The sequence below is a fragment of the Gilliamella sp. ESL0443 genome (assembly GCF_019469165.1).
Lineage (GTDB): Bacteria > Pseudomonadota > Gammaproteobacteria > Enterobacterales > Orbaceae > Gilliamella > Gilliamella apicola_E.
Window position 1 is genome coordinate 1,235,696 of sequence record NZ_CP048263.1, and the last position, 16,384, is coordinate 1,252,079.

The following is a 16,384-nucleotide window of genomic DNA, read 5'->3' on the forward strand; positions in this document are numbered from 1 at the left end:
TTTCAAAACATAATGCGTATAATAACATTATCTAGATTAAAGAATATGAGGTAAAAATGCCAGCAGAAAAAAAAAACGATGATTTACTAAAGCTAATTTTAAATCTATTACTGATAGGTTTACTTATAACAGTAACTTATCGAGTGATAGAAGTATTTTTGTTTGGCTTTTTTTGGGCTGTTATGGTGGTTATTGCTACTTGGCCATTAATGATAAAAATCCAACAAAAGCTGTTTAATAAACGTTGGTTATCACTGTTAGTTATGGCATTAATATTGGCATTTGTTTGTGTCATTCCTTTTCTTCTCATCATTAGTAGTGTCGCTCAAAATGGACATTACCTTATCGAATGGGTTAGAAACCTATCTCATAGAGAATTACCTACTTTTGACTGGTTAATAAATGTTCCTATGTTTGGTGAGGAGCTACACCAAAAATGGCTCGAAATTATTAAAACCGATGGGTCGGAATTAGTATCTGATATTCAACCCTATATTGGTACAATGATTGGCTGGCTATTAGAACAAGTCACCAACATTGGCGTTTTCATATTCCATGCTGGTGTGATGATTATATTTAGTTTATTACTATTTCTTAAAGGTGAAAGCATTACTAAATATGTTTATGTTTTAGCTAATCGTTTATCTAAACAATATGGAACAACTACCGTTACATTAGCCGGTCAATCTATACGAGCGGTTGCATTAGGCGTGGTTGTCACCGCCATTACATTAGCTTTAATTGGTGGCTTAAGCTTTATTATTACCAAAATGCCATTTCCAGGCATATTAACCCTTATTTTATTCATCTGCTGTGTTGCTCAAATTGGACCAGTTATCGTAATGATTGGCTGTATTATTTGGCAATTTTGGGATGGTCATATCGTATCAGGTATTGTATTAATTGTAGTTGCCATCATATTAACCACACTAGATAGCGTAATGCGAGCATATTTGATAAAAAAAGGGGCCGATCTACCTTTCTTACTTATACTTTTTGGTGTAATTGGAGGTATTCTGGCTTTTGGTATTATGGGACTATTTATTGGTCCAGTCGTGCTAGCATTAAGCTATAAAATTATTCAAACTTGGGTTAATGAACAATCTTAAATATTGAGTTAATAGACTGAATAAAAACAGATTAATTTAAACATAGGATAACCTATGAAAAATAGGAGTGTTATTTTCTGACATAAATTGTGATATTCTACACTTTGTGTCAGTTTTAATGATATTTAAATCATGCGAATACCATTTATTAAATACAACCATCAAAAGCATCTAAATGAATTAGCAAAACTTCAGCAAAATGCTGAGCAATATCATATTGTATACGATCCAACATCTTATCGAATTACATTGCTTGAGCATATCATGAAAGCTAAGCACCGTATCTACATTGTTGCACTTTATTTAGAAAAAGATGAAGCCGGCCGTGAGGTACTTGATGCACTTTATCAAGCAAAAACAGCGCACCCAGATTTAGATATCAAGATTTTTGTTGATTGGCATCGTGCTCAACGTGGACGAATAGGTGAAGATAAAGCCCAAACGAATGCTCGGTATTACTATGATCTAAAACAGCAACATCCAAATATTGATATTCCTATTTATGGTGTCCCCGTTAATCGCCGTGAAGTACTTGGTGTACTACACTTAAAAGGTTTGATCATCGATGACACCGTGATTTATAGTGGTGCGAGTATCAACAATGTATATTTACATAAACTGGATAAATACCGCTATGACAGATATCACTTTATAACCAATAAAGCGCTATCTGACACCATGGTCAATTACGTCAATAACAATTTCCTTTCTGCTGAAGGGGTGCAACGTTTAGATGTTAGTGAACATAAAACTCGCAAACAAATTAAACCAGAAATTAAAGCGTTACGTCAAAATCTTACCGACGCAAATTATCAATATGTGGCAGATACGGATAATGATACATTATCGGTCTCTCCAATTGTTGGTCTTGGGCGAAATAATCAGCTCAATAAGGTCATTCACCATTTAATAAATGTCACAAAACAAAAAATTATATTTTGTACTCCGTATTTCAATCTACCCAATATATTAGTGCGCGATATTATTCGTCTCCTAAGAAAAGGTAAACAAGTTGAGATCATTATTGGTGATAAAGTGGCTAACGACTTTTATATTCCAGAAGATCAGCCATTTAATATTTCGGGTGGACTACCCTATTTATATGAAATCAACTTAAGACGCTTTGTTGAACGCCTTCAAAATTTCATAGACAAAGAACAGTTAATCATTAGGTTATGGAAAGATGGCGATCAAACCTATCATCTAAAAGGTATTTGGGTCGATGATAGCTGGATGATGATCACAGGTAATAATCTTAATCCTAGAGCATGGCGTTTAGATCTGGAAAATGCAATATTAATCCACGATCCAAAACATGAATTACAAAAACAAATCAAACAAGAACTTGTCGCAATTCGTGAAAAAACGACCTTAGTTACGCATTTTCAACAAATTCAAGCTAGCCTGTTCTATCCTAAAAATGTACATAAATTAATTAAACGATTAAGCCGAATTCGGGTTGATAGAATTATTAAGCGTTTATTATAATTAACAAAGTGATAATAAATAGCTATTTGTTACACAAATAGCTTATATACAACTTAAATTTTATTTAGGTTTAACACCATCCTAGCATTTGAAGCACTAGTAGCAATAATATCAATGACACCAGAGCGAAGCGCACCTAAAATTGCTGTCGCTTTAGTGTTTTCTGATGCAATGGCAATAACACAAGGAATGTTACGTAGCTCATCAATACTTAAACCAATTACCCGATCATTCATGGTTGTATCAACAGGATTGCCATTTATATCAAAAAAACCATAACCTGCAATATCACCAACAACACCTTGATTCAAAGTCGCATATGTAACTTCTTGCGGAGTAAACCAGCCCAGCTGCACCATGTAACAGTTTTCATTCATATCACCAATACCAACTAACGCAATATCAGCTTTGCTAGCGCGTTCTATCGTATCTTTAATAACCCGATTTTGCATAAACGCACGTTTCAGTTCACGATTCTCAACATAAGCTGGCGCATACAGAGTTTCGCTACTTGCGTTAAATTTTCTCGCAAAGCTACGGCTGATATGATCGGCATCGATAATCTCTCCAACGCGCTGAGTACCACCAATACCACAGATAAATTTACACTGTTTTTCAGGAAAAACGCCTACATGACTAGCAATTGCAGCCACATTACGCCCTTGCCCAACCGCTACTGTCATACCATTTTTTAAAGTACTGGATAGATAATTTGAAACAAGTGCCGCCACTTGTCGTCGTTGCTCATCCTCATCTTGGTGATCTAAAGCAATTAACGCTCTTTTAATACCAAAATTATTAACGAATTGCTGTTCAATACGGGAGCTAAAAATTGGGTGATATTTGACATTAATCTCAACAATCCCTTCCGCTCTCGCTTTTTTTAGCAAACGCCCTACTTTAATACGTGAAAGACCAAATCTCTTGGCAATCTCTTCTTGCGTTTGTTCATACTCATAGTAGGCAACGGCAATTTCAGTAAGTAGTTCTGACTCTTGTTTATCTTCAAATATATCCATTAGGCTTGCCTTTCATTCTTAGCTTAGCTGATTGTTAATATATTACAAAATCCTCTAGCTTGCCATTCTCCATATCTAATAAATGATTTCGCAATGTTTAGTTTATCGATTAATAATCTTTAATTTTCGAGATTTGCACTATCTTTGTATAGTTAAATTATTAAAATTATTATCAATTTAATCAATGCAGAACATAATTTAACATATATATTTTTCTTCATTAGGATGAGAAATAGATCTTGTTTGGTAATGGCAAATTGGTTGATGAGCTATTATGACTTAGCTAACTTGTATTTTATAGAAATAGAATAAAGCTACCTTCATTTATATAACAGCGGCTTGAGCTTAGACATCATTTTTCTTTAGCTCGCTCATCAGTATATATAAATGGAGTAAAGTTAGATTTTAATAAAAAATATTCGCTTTTTTAAGTTCAAAAACCCCGTTCCTCAACTTTTTTTTCATAGTTAAAGAGTTGTCATACAGATTAATCAAACCCATGTGATGATTATCACATGAGCCTATATCTAATCGAATTTATGCGTTCTTACCAAGTTTCTTTACAAACTTCAAACGTTACTGAGAAAGGCGCACTAGGCCAAGGATTGTTATAAGCTTTAAAAATTCCACCATTTAGCATAAATACAACACGATGTACTTTTCCTTGAGGCTCCATAGTGAAATCAGAAACCCATGCTAGCCGTTGGTTAGTACCATTAATTGCACTGGATGTAGGAAAATCTGATTTAGGATAATAATCAATAGCTAGCTGTCCCCATTCACCGCTTAAACCACCATTCATTTTTCTGGTCATCGCATTTCCGGTTTCTCTAAAACTTGAGTTAGTATTTGTGTTGGTTGCTTGAGGCGTATTAACCCAGTCAGTAAGCGTTAATTGATTTTGAATTCCTCCGCAAAGACCTTCTGAATATGTTAATGTCTGTTTCCCGGGTTTTGCCCAGAAATTTAAATCACTCCAAAATACAATCCTATCAGACTCTCCGCTTGCATCTTTAGGCCATGCAAAAATTTGGATGGTTCTTTTTTTAGGTTTGCCATTAAAAGTTACAATACCAAGTTTATCAATTGAGATATTATTATCATCTGTTGAAAACAGATAATCTTGTTGTTCATTACTCATCCAAAGTTGGAATGATGCTCCTTTAAATGCAGTATGAGGAAAACGATTATTATGCCCAGCACTGGTATTGAGTAAAAATCCTAATTCTGGATGCCACTCATCTTTATTATAACCACCTCCATGTTTTGGATTAGGTGTAGGATCTATTGACGCTCCCCAACCATAACCACTAGGAGTATCATTATTATATTGAGTCCAAGACCATATATTTTTATCCATGGTTGGATAAGTCCGAGCATAACACACTTGATTAATTTTGGATTTAAAATTATATGTTTTAAAAACATCGTCATAAATATGTTCTGATTCATTTGGCAGACCATATTCTGTTTGCACTTTTATATTCTTAATTGAAAGCTCTAATTTATAAGGTGCTTTACAGGGATCTATTTTTTTAGTTAACTCATTTTCAGGTACTTTTTTATATTCACCTAGCCCATTTTTATTACCACCAGGAACACTATAATACCAAGTAGCCGTTAATACGCCATCAGGAATACCTGTATCTCCATCTTCATCAAAAATACTGATATTGAGATTATTGGCGATATCCATCAATTTAACATCGTGACCATTGGCATCAATAATTATTGTAATTTCATTTGAACCTTTTTTTCCTTCAATTATCCAATTTATTTGGCTAAGAGTGATATTAGAGTCCAATTTAAAATCGTTAATATCACTTTCTGAATTGCGTAGCCGACCATCCGGCATGCTAACAACACTCAATTTCTCGTTAAAGGCAGTTGAGTCAACTATTTCATCATTGATCGCTATCATTGGTGAATTACCATGAATCAATTGAGTCGTTGAGACGGGTAGTAATGCATTAATATTATTAACTAATGACAATAGTAAAATGCCCAATAAATAGTTTTGTTTATTTTTTAATACTTTATTGCCTAATATAGAAATTGAATTAAAGTATCCACTTTTTAATATTGCTAACCAGTTCAAGGTAAATCTCCTTTTTATTAACATGCTGTTGCAAATAAATATAAAAACACTCCTTTATATGTCCACTTTTGATACACTACCTCAAACAGCTAAACCGAATAGAACTCATACAGCTTGTTATTATGAAATTGTTCTTTAAAGATCAGACATTAAAGCTTTTAAATTTTAAAACGATCAAATTATTGATCGAAATTATCGATCAATCAATAATAATTTAATCAAATTAATCTATTGAATATGCAAGTTAAATTTCTGAAGTATGAAATATGATAAAAGTTGATTTAATATACAATTTCATATAAAGACTATATTTATATGATTAATATTGATTAATATTAATTAATAAGAAATTTTTATAATAAAATTATGTGTTAATAAAAAATTAGATAATTTTTAAGAATGGTTAAGAAAGAATAATTTTAACTATTTGATCAATAGACTAAATAAAAGATAATTTTTAGTTAATCAAAGATCATTTTGCAAATATCGATAAAAAATAATTTCAAATAGAGTTAATTAATTAAAAACGATTAATTAAATAAATATAGAAGAGTTATTAGAATTTTAAATCAGTTGTATTATGGGTTAAATAAACAGTTTTACCAAGTAGCTAAGAAGTCTAGCTACTTGGTGAGATTTAAATATTAAAAATTAATTTCTGTTCCAATAAAGTAACGACGCCCTTCTAATGTTTTACCAAAGTCATCGTTTGAAACATCTTTGTCAAACAAGTTATAAACGCCACCATATACTTTAGCATTTTTATTTATTTGGAAAGACGCACCGACATCCCAGAAGGTATAGCCTGGATATTCAATTTTCTTACCACTGCGATCTGTGGTAGTTTCTACCCCATAATAAGCAACCTTAGTCCATAAATCCAACTCTTGAGTGAGATTCCAATCAAGTTGAGTATTGAATTTTTGTTTTGGTGTACGGTTTAAAGGGTTACCCTTATTTTTACCGGTTTTTTGCTCTGTTTTGATCCAAGAGTAATTAGAACTTAATACGAAATCAGTAAACAATGGTGTTTTGAATGAAAGCTCAAGACCTTTAAGATCGGCTTTATCAACATTTTCTCGCCCTTGAACAAAATCAAATTTTTCCCTATAACCAGAAATTTGACAATTTCTTGAACCCGCTGCACCACGACAAATATAATATGATTGGATCTTATCTTTATATTTTGTATAGAATGCCGTTGCAGAAGCATCAATACCATATTCATTGGTATAACCGACACCTATTTCGAATTCATTTGTTTTTTCTGGTTTAAGATCTGGATTACCCATTATCATCCCTTTATTACCCGTTCCAGAACCACCAGTAACTTGACCCCAGTCAGAAACAACTTGACGCAGTTGAGGCGTCGCAAATCCAGTTGAATAGCCACCTTTTAAAGTAAAGTTATCATTAATATTCCAGACACTATAAATCCTTGGATTCCAGTTATTACCATAGTTTTCATCTTTATTATAGCGAAGACCTAATGTCATACTCCAATTGTCTAAAATACTTAACTCATCCTCAGCGAACAACGCATAGTTCCAACGATCGATTTTGGTTAAAGTTTTCTTTAACTGGTTGCCTTTATCATGAAGTTCTTGATAAGTATATTTACCACCGATAGTTAACATATTGATTGAAAATGGAATTGTCATACGTGAGTCAACATCAGTATTACGAATTTTCATTTTTCTTTCTGGATTATTATTGTCTTCATGAGCAATAAAAGATGTCGTTGATACATCACCAAATAAACCATTATGAGTTAACGCATAAGAGTTTCGGCGATTATCTCGATTGAAATTACCACGACTAAGAGGTCTTGTTTTTCCTGCTGATGCATTACTATTTTGTCTAGAGCGACCAAAATCTAGATCAAATTTTTGTGTGTCTGAAGCATTAAGCGATAATTTTCCATTTATACTACGTAATCTTTGTCCGGAATGGCCATTCAAAAATGTATCTTCATGACGCTTACTATATTGACCATATAATTGAATCCCCAAAATATCATCAATAATTGGTCCCATAGTTGAAAAACTACCTACATAGGTATTTTTTTCATCTGAACGATAAGGCATGATTGATTCAACTCGAATACCGCTATACCATTTATTTGAAACTTTCTTAGTAATGATATTGACGACCCCACCCATAGCATCTGAACCATATAACGATGACATTGGTCCTCGGACAACTTCAATACGTTCTATAGCAGTTAAAGGCGGTAACCAGCCTTGTTCAAAACCAGAATTATCACTATTAGGTCTGGTTTCACGAGTGCTAACTTTTTTACCATCAATTAATAATAAAGTATATTTGGCATCCATACCACGAATACTAATATCAGTTGAATCACCGCCACCAGTTATCGTGACACCTGGAATATCCTTAAGCGCATCAGTCACATCACGATAAGGTTTTTTGCTGATTTCCTCTGGCGTGATTACCGAAATTGTTGCTGGAGCTTCTTTAATTTGTTGAGAAAATCCTGATGCTGTCACCACCATAGTATCAGTATTTTTATCAGTGTCTGCTATCGCTAAACCAGATAATGAAAATAAAATACTTGTATTTATGACATGTGTTGCCAGTTTAATTTTAGTATTCATGTTTTATAACCTTATTATTTATATTGATATTTTGCAAAGCAAGCCGTGCGTTACAATAACCTACATGAGAATAATTATCAATAACTTTTCGATAATAATTATCAATATCTTTACGAAAAATTATTTATATCTAGACATTTCACATCATTTAAATAATAATGGTTATCATTTTCATCAAAGCGAAAGGTATCAATATGAATAAAAAAATATTATTAAGCACTCTAATAGCTTTTACTTTAGGGTTATCAGGTTGCCAATCATCAATCACTGTGAATCCAGATAATAAACAAACCGTTGTTGTTCCTAAATCACCAAGTAAAGTGGTAGTAATGAACTATGGTGCTTTAGATACCTTAGATGCATTAGGTAAAGGTTCTATTGTTGTAGGAACACCTCTTTCCGTTCTTCCTTCTTATCTTGAACAATATAAAAGTGTCTCTGATACAGGTAGTATGAAAGAACCAAGCATCGATGCAATTAAACAAGTTAAACCGCAACTCATCGTTATTGATGGTCGTCAAGCTAGTCGAACTGAAGAATTATCGAAAATTGCACCAGTAATTAATTTAAGTGTTGACGCGAAGAATTATCTTGAATCAACTAAAAATCATATCAATGTTCTAGCAGATATAACTGGAACTAAAAAGAAAGCTGAAGATTTGATTCAATTGCTTGATACAAAAGTGACCAACGCACAAGCTGTTGCACAAGCGAGTCACAAAAAAGCAATAGTTGCTATTCATAATGATGGAAAAATGATTCTTATTAATGGCAGTTCAAGCGCAGCATTAATTCATGATGTGTTGAAAGTAAAACGGGCTGTACCATTAACACCACAGCCTAGTGGCAAACCAAAACCGACCTTTATTGATAACAGCTATATTAGTAAAGTAAAACCTGATATTGTTTATGTCGTTGACCGAAGTAAAGCTATTGGTCAATCAGCAATGAAAAACGACTTTTTAAATCCAAAAGTATTAGCGAAAAGTAAAACTGAGGTTATCTATTTAACACCCGATCTTTGGTACTTATCGGGTGGTGGTATCGAAAGTTTAGATCGTCAAATTGATGAAGTCATTAATGCATTGAAATAATTTTTTATCATAATGTAGGCCCTTATTTCAGTAAGGGCTTGTTTCTCGTTTCTCTCCATATTCATCACTGCAAATTAAAAATTTTTATTTCGACTAATTTAATTATGTTAGAATGCTCACCTATTATTTTAATCTAAATTAATAAACTTTTAGATTCTCGATAAATACCTCAATAAATTTTAAATTACTATGAATATGTCATCCCCTACTATTGGATTTGTGAGCCTTGGTTGTCCTAAAAATTTAGTTGACTCTGAGCGAATTTTAACTGAACTACGTACTCAAGGTTATCAAGTAGTGCCAAGTTACGACAATGCTGATTTGGTTATTGTTAATACTTGTGGCTTTATTGATAGTGCTGTACAAGAATCATTAGAGGCCATCGGTGAAGCCCTTAATGAAAATGGCAAAGTTATTGTGACAGGTTGTCTTGGCGCGAAAGAAGATCAGATACGTAATGTTCATCCTAAAGTCCTAGAAATATCAGGACCTCATAGTTACGAAGCTGTTCTTGAACATGTTAATAAATATGCACCAAAACCTAGCTACAATCCATTTACAAGCCTTGTACCGGAGCAAGGAGTAAAATTAACACCTAAACATTATGCTTATTTAAAAATTTCTGAAGGTTGTAACCATAGCTGTACATTTTGTATTATCCCATCATTACGTGGGGAGATGGTTAGTCGTCCTATCGGTAATGTTCTTGATGAGGCAAAACGTTTAGTCGATAGTGGCGTAAAAGAGCTTTTAGTTATCGCACAAGATACCTCTGCTTACGGTATCGATGTCAAAAATCGTACAAACTTTTGGAATGGTATGCCATTAAAAACTGATATTCATACCCTTTGCGAGCAATTATCTACCCTTGGTATTTGGGTGCGTCTACATTATATGTACCCTTATCCAAGCGTCGATAATTTGATTCCATTAATGGCTGATGGAAAAATATTACCTTATTTAGATGTCCCTTTACAACATGCTAGCCCTAGCGTTTTAAAATCAATGAAACGCCCTGGCACAATTGAAAGAACCTTAGAGCGAATTCATCATTGGCGTGAGATTTGCCCTGAAATTACCTTACGTTCAACGTTTATTGTTGGCTACCCTGGTGAAACTGAGAAAGATTTCGAACTATTACTCGACTTTTTATCTCAAGCGCAATTAGACCGTGTTGGTTGTTTCCCTTATAGCCCAGTGGAAGGTGCTGCTGCAAATCAACTAGCTGATCAAATACCAGAAGAAATCAAGCAAGAACGCTTTCATCGTTTTATGCAATTACAACAATCGATTTCAACACAGAAACTTCAAAATAAAATAGGTAAAACATTATCTGTATTGATTGATGAAGTTGATGATGAAGGTGCTATTGGGCGAAGCATGGCCGATGCGCCAGAAATAGATGGTGTTGTCTATCTAAATGAAGAAAAAGATGTTAAAGTCGGCGATATTGTTCAAGTAAATATTGAACATTCAGATGAATATGATTTATGGGGTACTGTAAAACAGTAAATAAATCCAATGAAGCAACATTATCGACACGAAATAAAAAACTTAGTTACGTTAGCAATCCCTGTCATGATTGCACAGATATCTCAAACCGCAATCACGTTTGTTGATACCATTATGGCTGGTAATTACAGCAAAACAGCGCTATCGGGTGTAGCCATAGCTGTATCAATTTGGTTGCCTACTATTTTATTTGGACAAGGCTTATTAACGGTATTAACACCAATAATTTCCAATTTAAATGGTGCGGCTAAACGTGAACAAGTTGCTGATCAGACTCGTCAAGGTGTTGTGATTGCTTTGATCTTATCCATCATCATGATGCTAGTTTTGTACAATTCGGACAAAATAATTAGCTTTAGAAGCTCAGCTGACCATCCAATCGATCCAGAAATGGTTGATGTGGCGGTATCATTTTTACGCTCAATTATGTGGGGCGTACCTGCTTTCTTGCTATTTTTAGTTTATCGTAATCAATGTGAAGGTTTATCTAACACAAAACCTGCTATGGTGATTATATTTATTGCATTACTTGCCAATATCCCCATTAATTATGTTTTAATTTACGGTAAATTAGGATTGCCAGCATTTGGTGGTGTAGGTTGTGGTATTACCGCAGCAATAATCTTTTGGTTAATGTTTGCTTTAATTCGTATCTATACATTGACGACACCTAGTCAACGGGATATTCGTAAAACACCGCTAACAAAACTGATTGATTTTGCTATTATCAAAAAAATAGTTGTATTAGGCACGCCTCTTGCTTTAGCCTATTTTTTCGAAATGAGTTTGTTCGCGGTAGTTGCATTACTTATTGCACCGCTTGGTCAAATAACGGTTGCTGCACATCAAATTATCTTCACGATTAGCAGTTTAACGTTTGCAATACCTTTATCTTTAGGGGTAGCAACTAGTATTAGAGTTGGTTATCTATTAGGAAAAAACAAACCCATATTGGCCAAACAAACAGCTTATGTAAGTTTAGCCATATCATTCATGATAGCCGTAGTGGTAGCATTAATTCTGGTGATATTCAGATCACCAATTATTACCATATTCACCCATGAGATTGATGTTATCACTATTTGCCTACAACTTATTATTCTACTCGCTATCTATCAAGTATCTGATTACTTGCAAGTTGTAGCAAGCAATGTATTACGTGGTTATAAAGATACTAAAAGCATATTTTTTATTACCCTTATCTCTTATTGGGTAGTAGGGTTACCAGTTGGATATATCTTAGGATTAACCGATCTTGTCATACAGCCAATTGGTGCTGCCGGTTTTTGGATAGGAATTATTTTAGGGCTAGCTGTAGCAGCGTTCTTACTTATCGGTAGAATGATCTACATTCAAAAACAACCGCAAGATATTATACTGAAAAGAGCTTCACGATAATAAAAATTTCTCGCCAAACTTATCAATAAACAGAGTAAGTTTGGCTATATTTTATCTAAAATTGTTAATATCTATACTTAATCTAACTTAATAAATATAAAAGTCATAAAAGAAACTAAATTGTAAATAAATTTATATTGCTTAAAATTTAATTACTTATATAATTTTTACATCTTCAATGGATTGTTATTAATATAAATTTGTAATGTTAAAAAAAGAATTACTATCGCATGTTATTTGTATTTGTCTTTCAGTAGTATTGGTTTACTTATTAGGTTACCCGCTAAGATTTGATAGGATACTTCTTACTTATTTTTCTCTAATTTTTTTAGCTAGATTCACTTTTTTCCGTTTCTTATTCGGATTAACATTCGTCATAGCTGCACTTTATTTTCCAATAGGATTTTACTATGGATATCCCAATGTTGCTGTAGTCAGTGCCATATCAGAAACTGATATCGATGAAATGCAAGAATTCTGTTCGCAATTACCTCTCTATTTTTATTTAATACCATTCCTATTAGTAATTTTCTTTATTCTTTTTTTTAAAAAGTTTAGATTTCCTAAAATAAAAAATTATTATGTTATTGCACTAGCATTAATGATTTGTTTTTATAAACCGGTTAAAAGTGCCATCAAATATCAGCCAACTACTTTATCTTCGATAACAACTTTAATAATAGATAATTTCAAATATCCCGCATTTGAGTTTTGCTTCGATTTATATTTAAGTGCAAAAATATATCAGACTGAAAAGGCTGAACAACTTAGACAAATACAACAACCCAATACAATACCCATTGTTTCTGTCAATCCTAAACATAAAACCTATGTTGTTATCATTGGTGAAAGTGTTCGTAAAGATTACATGAGTGCTTATGGCTTTAAATATGATAATACTCCTTTCACCAATAAAAATGCCTCGGTGATTTGGGACGGATTAATTGTTCCTGCATCAAATACCCAATCCTCAATTCCACATTTAATTAGTCAGTCTAGCTATTTAGATGATAATGAAGTCAATGCTCAATTAAATAATAATATTATTGCTATTGCTAATGATGCTGGATTTGAAACCTATTGGCTATCTAATCAAGGAAAACTAGGTAGAATGGAAATAACTGTACCAAGAATTTCCGCTTATAGTAAAAATATCTTTTACACTAAAAAAGGTGAGTACAATGGTAAATCAACTCGTGGTAAATATGATACTTTACTACTACCAGAATTAGATTCCTTATTATCTAAAAAACAAGATAAACCAAAACTCATTATTATGCATTTAATTGGTTCACATCCTCATTTTTGTAAAAGATTACAATTTGATATTCAGTTCGATCTCAAAAACGAGAATATATCTTGTTATGTCAGTAGCATTAAAGAAACCGATGACTTAATAAAATCTACAATTGATATATTGAAAAAACACAATGAAGATTACTCTGTAGTCTACTTTGCCGATCATGGGCTTTCTCACGCTGAGAAATATCAAGATTTAAGGCATAATTGGGAATACCAAAATAGTTATCAAGTGCCATTAATATTTTTTGATTCATCAGAAAAAAATCAAATTAAAATCAATAAACAAATTACCGGATATCAATTCGTATATCTACTAAGTCATTGGATGGGGATTGACTTAAACGTTCACCATGATTATATGCAATATAATCTGATTGATATCCCCGAACAAAAAGATATTCAAATTAAAGATTGGAAAAATAAGTTATATCCATTTGATAATTTGAAGAAAGATCCTAATCCGTATTAAGTATTGATGTTTACTGATTAAGATCAATTCACCATCACTAAATTAATAGTGATGGTTTTTCAAAATTTGTTGAATCAAAAATAATAATTATTGTCTACAAAATGGATAAATTCCTAGCTATTATTCAAAACAAATATCATCACCAATATTTAAATCAAGAAAAAAGCAAAAAATATAAAATAGAAATATAAAAAAACTTCGCTAAAGTTATTAGCGAAGTTTTATTTTGTTAATGAAACTATAATTTATTTCAAGAGACTTTTGGCTTGGTTTAAAACATTTTCAACCGTGAAACCAAACTTAGCAAATAATTGTTCTGCTGGGCCTGATTCACCGAAGGTTGTCATGCCAATGATTTTGCCGTTTAAACCGACATATTTAAACCAATAGTCACTAATACCCGCTTCGATAGCGATACGAGCTGTTACTGAAGATGGTAATACTGATTCTCTATAAGCTTGATCTTGCTTATCAAATGCATCGGTTGATGGCATTGAAACAACTCTTACTTTTTTACCTGCTTCGGTTAATTTGTGATAAGCCTCAACAGCTAGCTCAACTTCTGAACCTGTTGCAATAAGGATAAGTTCTGGCGTACCGCTACAATCATTTAAGATATAACCACCACGGTAAACATTAGCTAGTTGCTCAGCTGTACGCTCTTGTTGTTTAAGATTTTGTCTTGAGAAGATAAGTGCAGTTGGACCATCTTTTCGTTCAACCGCATATTGCCAAGCAATGGCTGATTCAACTTGGTCACAAGGACGCCAAGTACTTACATTTGGTGTCACGCGTAAGCTTGCCATTTGTTCTACTGGTTGGTGTGTTGGTCCGTCTTCCCCCAATCCAATTGAATCATGAGTATAAACGAATAAAGAGCGAATCTTCATTAATGCTGCCATACGTACTGCATTTCTAGCATATTCCATAAACATCAAGAAGGTTGCACCATAAGGAATAAAGCCACCATGTAAAGAAATACCATTCATAATTGCTGACATACCAAACTCACGCACACCATAATGAATATAGTTACCAGCAGGGTTGGCTAAAATTTCTTTAGAACCAGACCACATGGTTAAATTACTTGGCGCTAAGTCAGCAGAACCACCTAAGAATTCAGTTAATACTGGAGCAAATGCTTCAATTGCATTTTGTGACGCTTTACGAGTTGCAATTGTTGCTGGATTTGCTTGTAATTTATTAACAAAATCTTTGGCTGTTTGTTGCCAATTACTTGGTAAGTCGCCATTCATACGGCGTTTAAATTCTTTCGCTAAATCAGGATAAGCTTTAGCATAGGCATCAAAACGAGCATTCCATTCATCTTCGCGTTGTTTACCTTTAGCTTTTGCATCCCATGCATCATAATATTCTTTAGGAATTTCAAATGCAGGATGAGACCAACCTAATGCTTTACGTGTTGCTTCAATTTCAGCATCACCAAGAGGAGCCCCGTGACTTTCATGGCTACCGGCTTTATTAGGCGAACCAAAACCGATGACAGTTTTACACATTAATAATGATGGTTTATCAGTTACAGCTTGTGCTTGTTCGATAGCTTCAGCTAACGCTTTCGCATCATGTCCATCAATACCGCGAATCACATGCCATCCATAAGCTTCAAAACGTTTAGCAGTATCATCAGTAAACCAACCTTCAACTTCACCATCGATTGAAATACCATTATCATCGTAAAAAGCGATAAGTTTGCCTAATTTAAGGGTTCCCGCTAAAGAACAAACTTCATGAGAGATCCCTTCCATCATACAGCCATCACCCATAAATACATAAGTATTGTGGTCAACAATTGTATGGCCAGACTTATTAAATTGAGCAGCTAATGTTCTTTCAGCTATTGCCATACCCACTGCATTAGCAATACCTTGACCAAGTGGACCTGTTGTGGTTTCAACACCTGGAACATGACCAAATTCAGGGTGACCTGCTGTTTTAGCATTTAGTTGACGAAAGTTTTTTAAATCATCAAGCGTTACGTTATAACCAGTCAAATGTAACAAGCTATAGATTAACATTGACGCATGACCGTTGGATAACACAAATCGGTCACGATCTGCCCAATTTGGATTGGTTGGATTATGTTTTAAAAATCCACGCCAAAGTACTTCAGCCATATCAGCCATCCCCATTGGTGCACCTGGATGACCTGATTTTGCCTTTTGCACGCCATCCATACTTAATGCTCTTATCGCATTTGCTAATTCGCGGTGGGATAGTGTGGTTGCATTCATGATAATGATCTCCAAAAAATATTTA

10 protein-coding genes are annotated in these 16,384 nt (G+C 33.6%); 6 read left to right on the forward strand and 4 right to left on the reverse strand.

The window, feature by feature from the left end; translation table 11 throughout:
* Positions 1-56: 56 nt before the first annotated feature.
* Together ydiK and pssA are read left to right on the forward strand one after the other, a co-directional pair.
* Positions 57-1,109 carry an AI-2E family transporter YdiK gene (ydiK, locus tag GYM76_RS05690; protein ID WP_220224842.1) on the forward strand — a complete coding sequence of 351 codons (1,053 nt, stop codon included), beginning with the start codon at positions 57-59 and terminating at the stop codon, positions 1,107-1,109.
* A 132-nt stretch (positions 1,110-1,241) separates the two neighbouring features.
* Positions 1,242-2,597, forward strand: a complete 1,356-nt coding sequence (gene pssA / locus GYM76_RS05695; protein WP_220224843.1) for a CDP-diacylglycerol--serine O-phosphatidyltransferase — start codon at positions 1,242-1,244, stop codon at positions 2,595-2,597.
* A 53-nt stretch (positions 2,598-2,650) separates the two neighbouring features.
* Here pssA and GYM76_RS05700 read toward each other — a convergent pair whose 3' ends face one another.
* The 3 genes from GYM76_RS05700 to GYM76_RS05710 all read right to left on the reverse strand — a co-directional run bounded on the left by GYM76_RS05700 (position 2,651) and on the right by GYM76_RS05710 (position 8,332).
* The gene (locus tag GYM76_RS05700; protein ID WP_220224844.1) at positions 2,651-3,616 is read right to left on the reverse strand and encodes a sugar-binding transcriptional regulator; all 966 of its coding nucleotides are present in this window, start codon (positions 3,614-3,616) and stop codon (positions 2,651-2,653) included.
* A 547-nt stretch (positions 3,617-4,163) separates the two neighbouring features.
* Complete coding sequence (locus tag GYM76_RS05705; protein WP_220224845.1) at positions 4,164-5,714, reverse strand: hypothetical protein; 1,551 nt, start codon at positions 5,712-5,714, stop codon at positions 4,164-4,166.
* Positions 5,715-6,358: 644 nt separating this feature from the next.
* The gene (locus GYM76_RS05710; RefSeq protein ID WP_220224846.1) at positions 6,359-8,332 is read right to left on the reverse strand and encodes a TonB-dependent receptor domain-containing protein; all 1,974 of its coding nucleotides are present in this window, start codon (positions 8,330-8,332) and stop codon (positions 6,359-6,361) included.
* A 194-nt stretch (positions 8,333-8,526) separates the two neighbouring features.
* On the opposite strand from GYM76_RS05710, the gene GYM76_RS05715 reads away from it, so the two are divergent.
* From GYM76_RS05715 to GYM76_RS05730, 4 genes are all read left to right on the forward strand, one after another.
* Positions 8,527-9,426, forward strand: a complete 900-nt coding sequence (locus tag GYM76_RS05715) for a siderophore ABC transporter substrate-binding protein (RefSeq protein ID WP_220224847.1) — start codon at positions 8,527-8,529, stop codon at positions 9,424-9,426.
* A 195-nt stretch (positions 9,427-9,621) separates the two neighbouring features.
* Positions 9,622-10,938: a 30S ribosomal protein S12 methylthiotransferase RimO gene (gene rimO / locus GYM76_RS05720; RefSeq protein ID WP_220224848.1), complete on the forward strand. Its 1,317-nt coding sequence runs from the start codon at positions 9,622-9,624 to the stop codon at positions 10,936-10,938.
* A 9-nt stretch (positions 10,939-10,947) separates the two neighbouring features.
* Entirely contained in the window at positions 10,948-12,336 is a 1,389-nt protein-coding gene (locus tag GYM76_RS05725; RefSeq protein ID WP_220224849.1) for an MATE family efflux transporter, read from the forward strand.
* A 205-nt stretch (positions 12,337-12,541) separates the two neighbouring features.
* Positions 12,542-14,107, forward strand: coding sequence for a phosphoethanolamine transferase (locus GYM76_RS05730; protein WP_220224850.1), 1,566 nt, complete (start codon positions 12,542-12,544; stop codon positions 14,105-14,107).
* Positions 14,108-14,352: 245 nt separating this feature from the next.
* Here the strand turns inward: GYM76_RS05730 and tkt are convergent, their stop codons facing one another.
* On the reverse strand, positions 14,353-16,359 hold the full coding sequence (gene tkt / locus GYM76_RS05735; protein WP_220224851.1) for a transketolase: 2,007 nt from the start codon (positions 16,357-16,359) through the stop codon (positions 14,353-14,355).
* Between the last annotated feature and the right edge of the window lie 25 nt (positions 16,360-16,384).

Coding starts and splice junctions, on each gene's coding strand:
- pssA (WP_220224843.1), top strand. CDS start 1,242: ATGCGAATACCATTTATTAAATACAACCATCAAAAGCATCTAAATGAA.
- GYM76_RS05715 (WP_220224847.1), top strand. CDS start 8,527: ATGAATAAAAAAATATTATTAAGCACTCTAATAGCTTTTACTTTAGGG.
- tkt (WP_220224851.1), bottom strand. CDS start 16,359: ATGAATGCAACCACACTATCCCACCGCGAATTAGCAAATGCGATAAGA.
- GYM76_RS05700 (WP_220224844.1), bottom strand. CDS start 3,616: ATGGATATATTTGAAGATAAACAAGAGTCAGAACTACTTACTGAAATT.
- GYM76_RS05710 (WP_220224846.1), bottom strand. CDS start 8,332: ATGAATACTAAAATTAAACTGGCAACACATGTCATAAATACAAGTATT.
- ydiK (WP_220224842.1), top strand. CDS start 57: ATGCCAGCAGAAAAAAAAAACGATGATTTACTAAAGCTAATTTTAAAT.
- GYM76_RS05725 (WP_220224849.1), top strand. CDS start 10,948: ATGAAGCAACATTATCGACACGAAATAAAAAACTTAGTTACGTTAGCA.
- rimO (WP_220224848.1), top strand. CDS start 9,622: ATGTCATCCCCTACTATTGGATTTGTGAGCCTTGGTTGTCCTAAAAAT.
- GYM76_RS05730 (WP_220224850.1), top strand. CDS start 12,542: ATGTTAAAAAAAGAATTACTATCGCATGTTATTTGTATTTGTCTTTCA.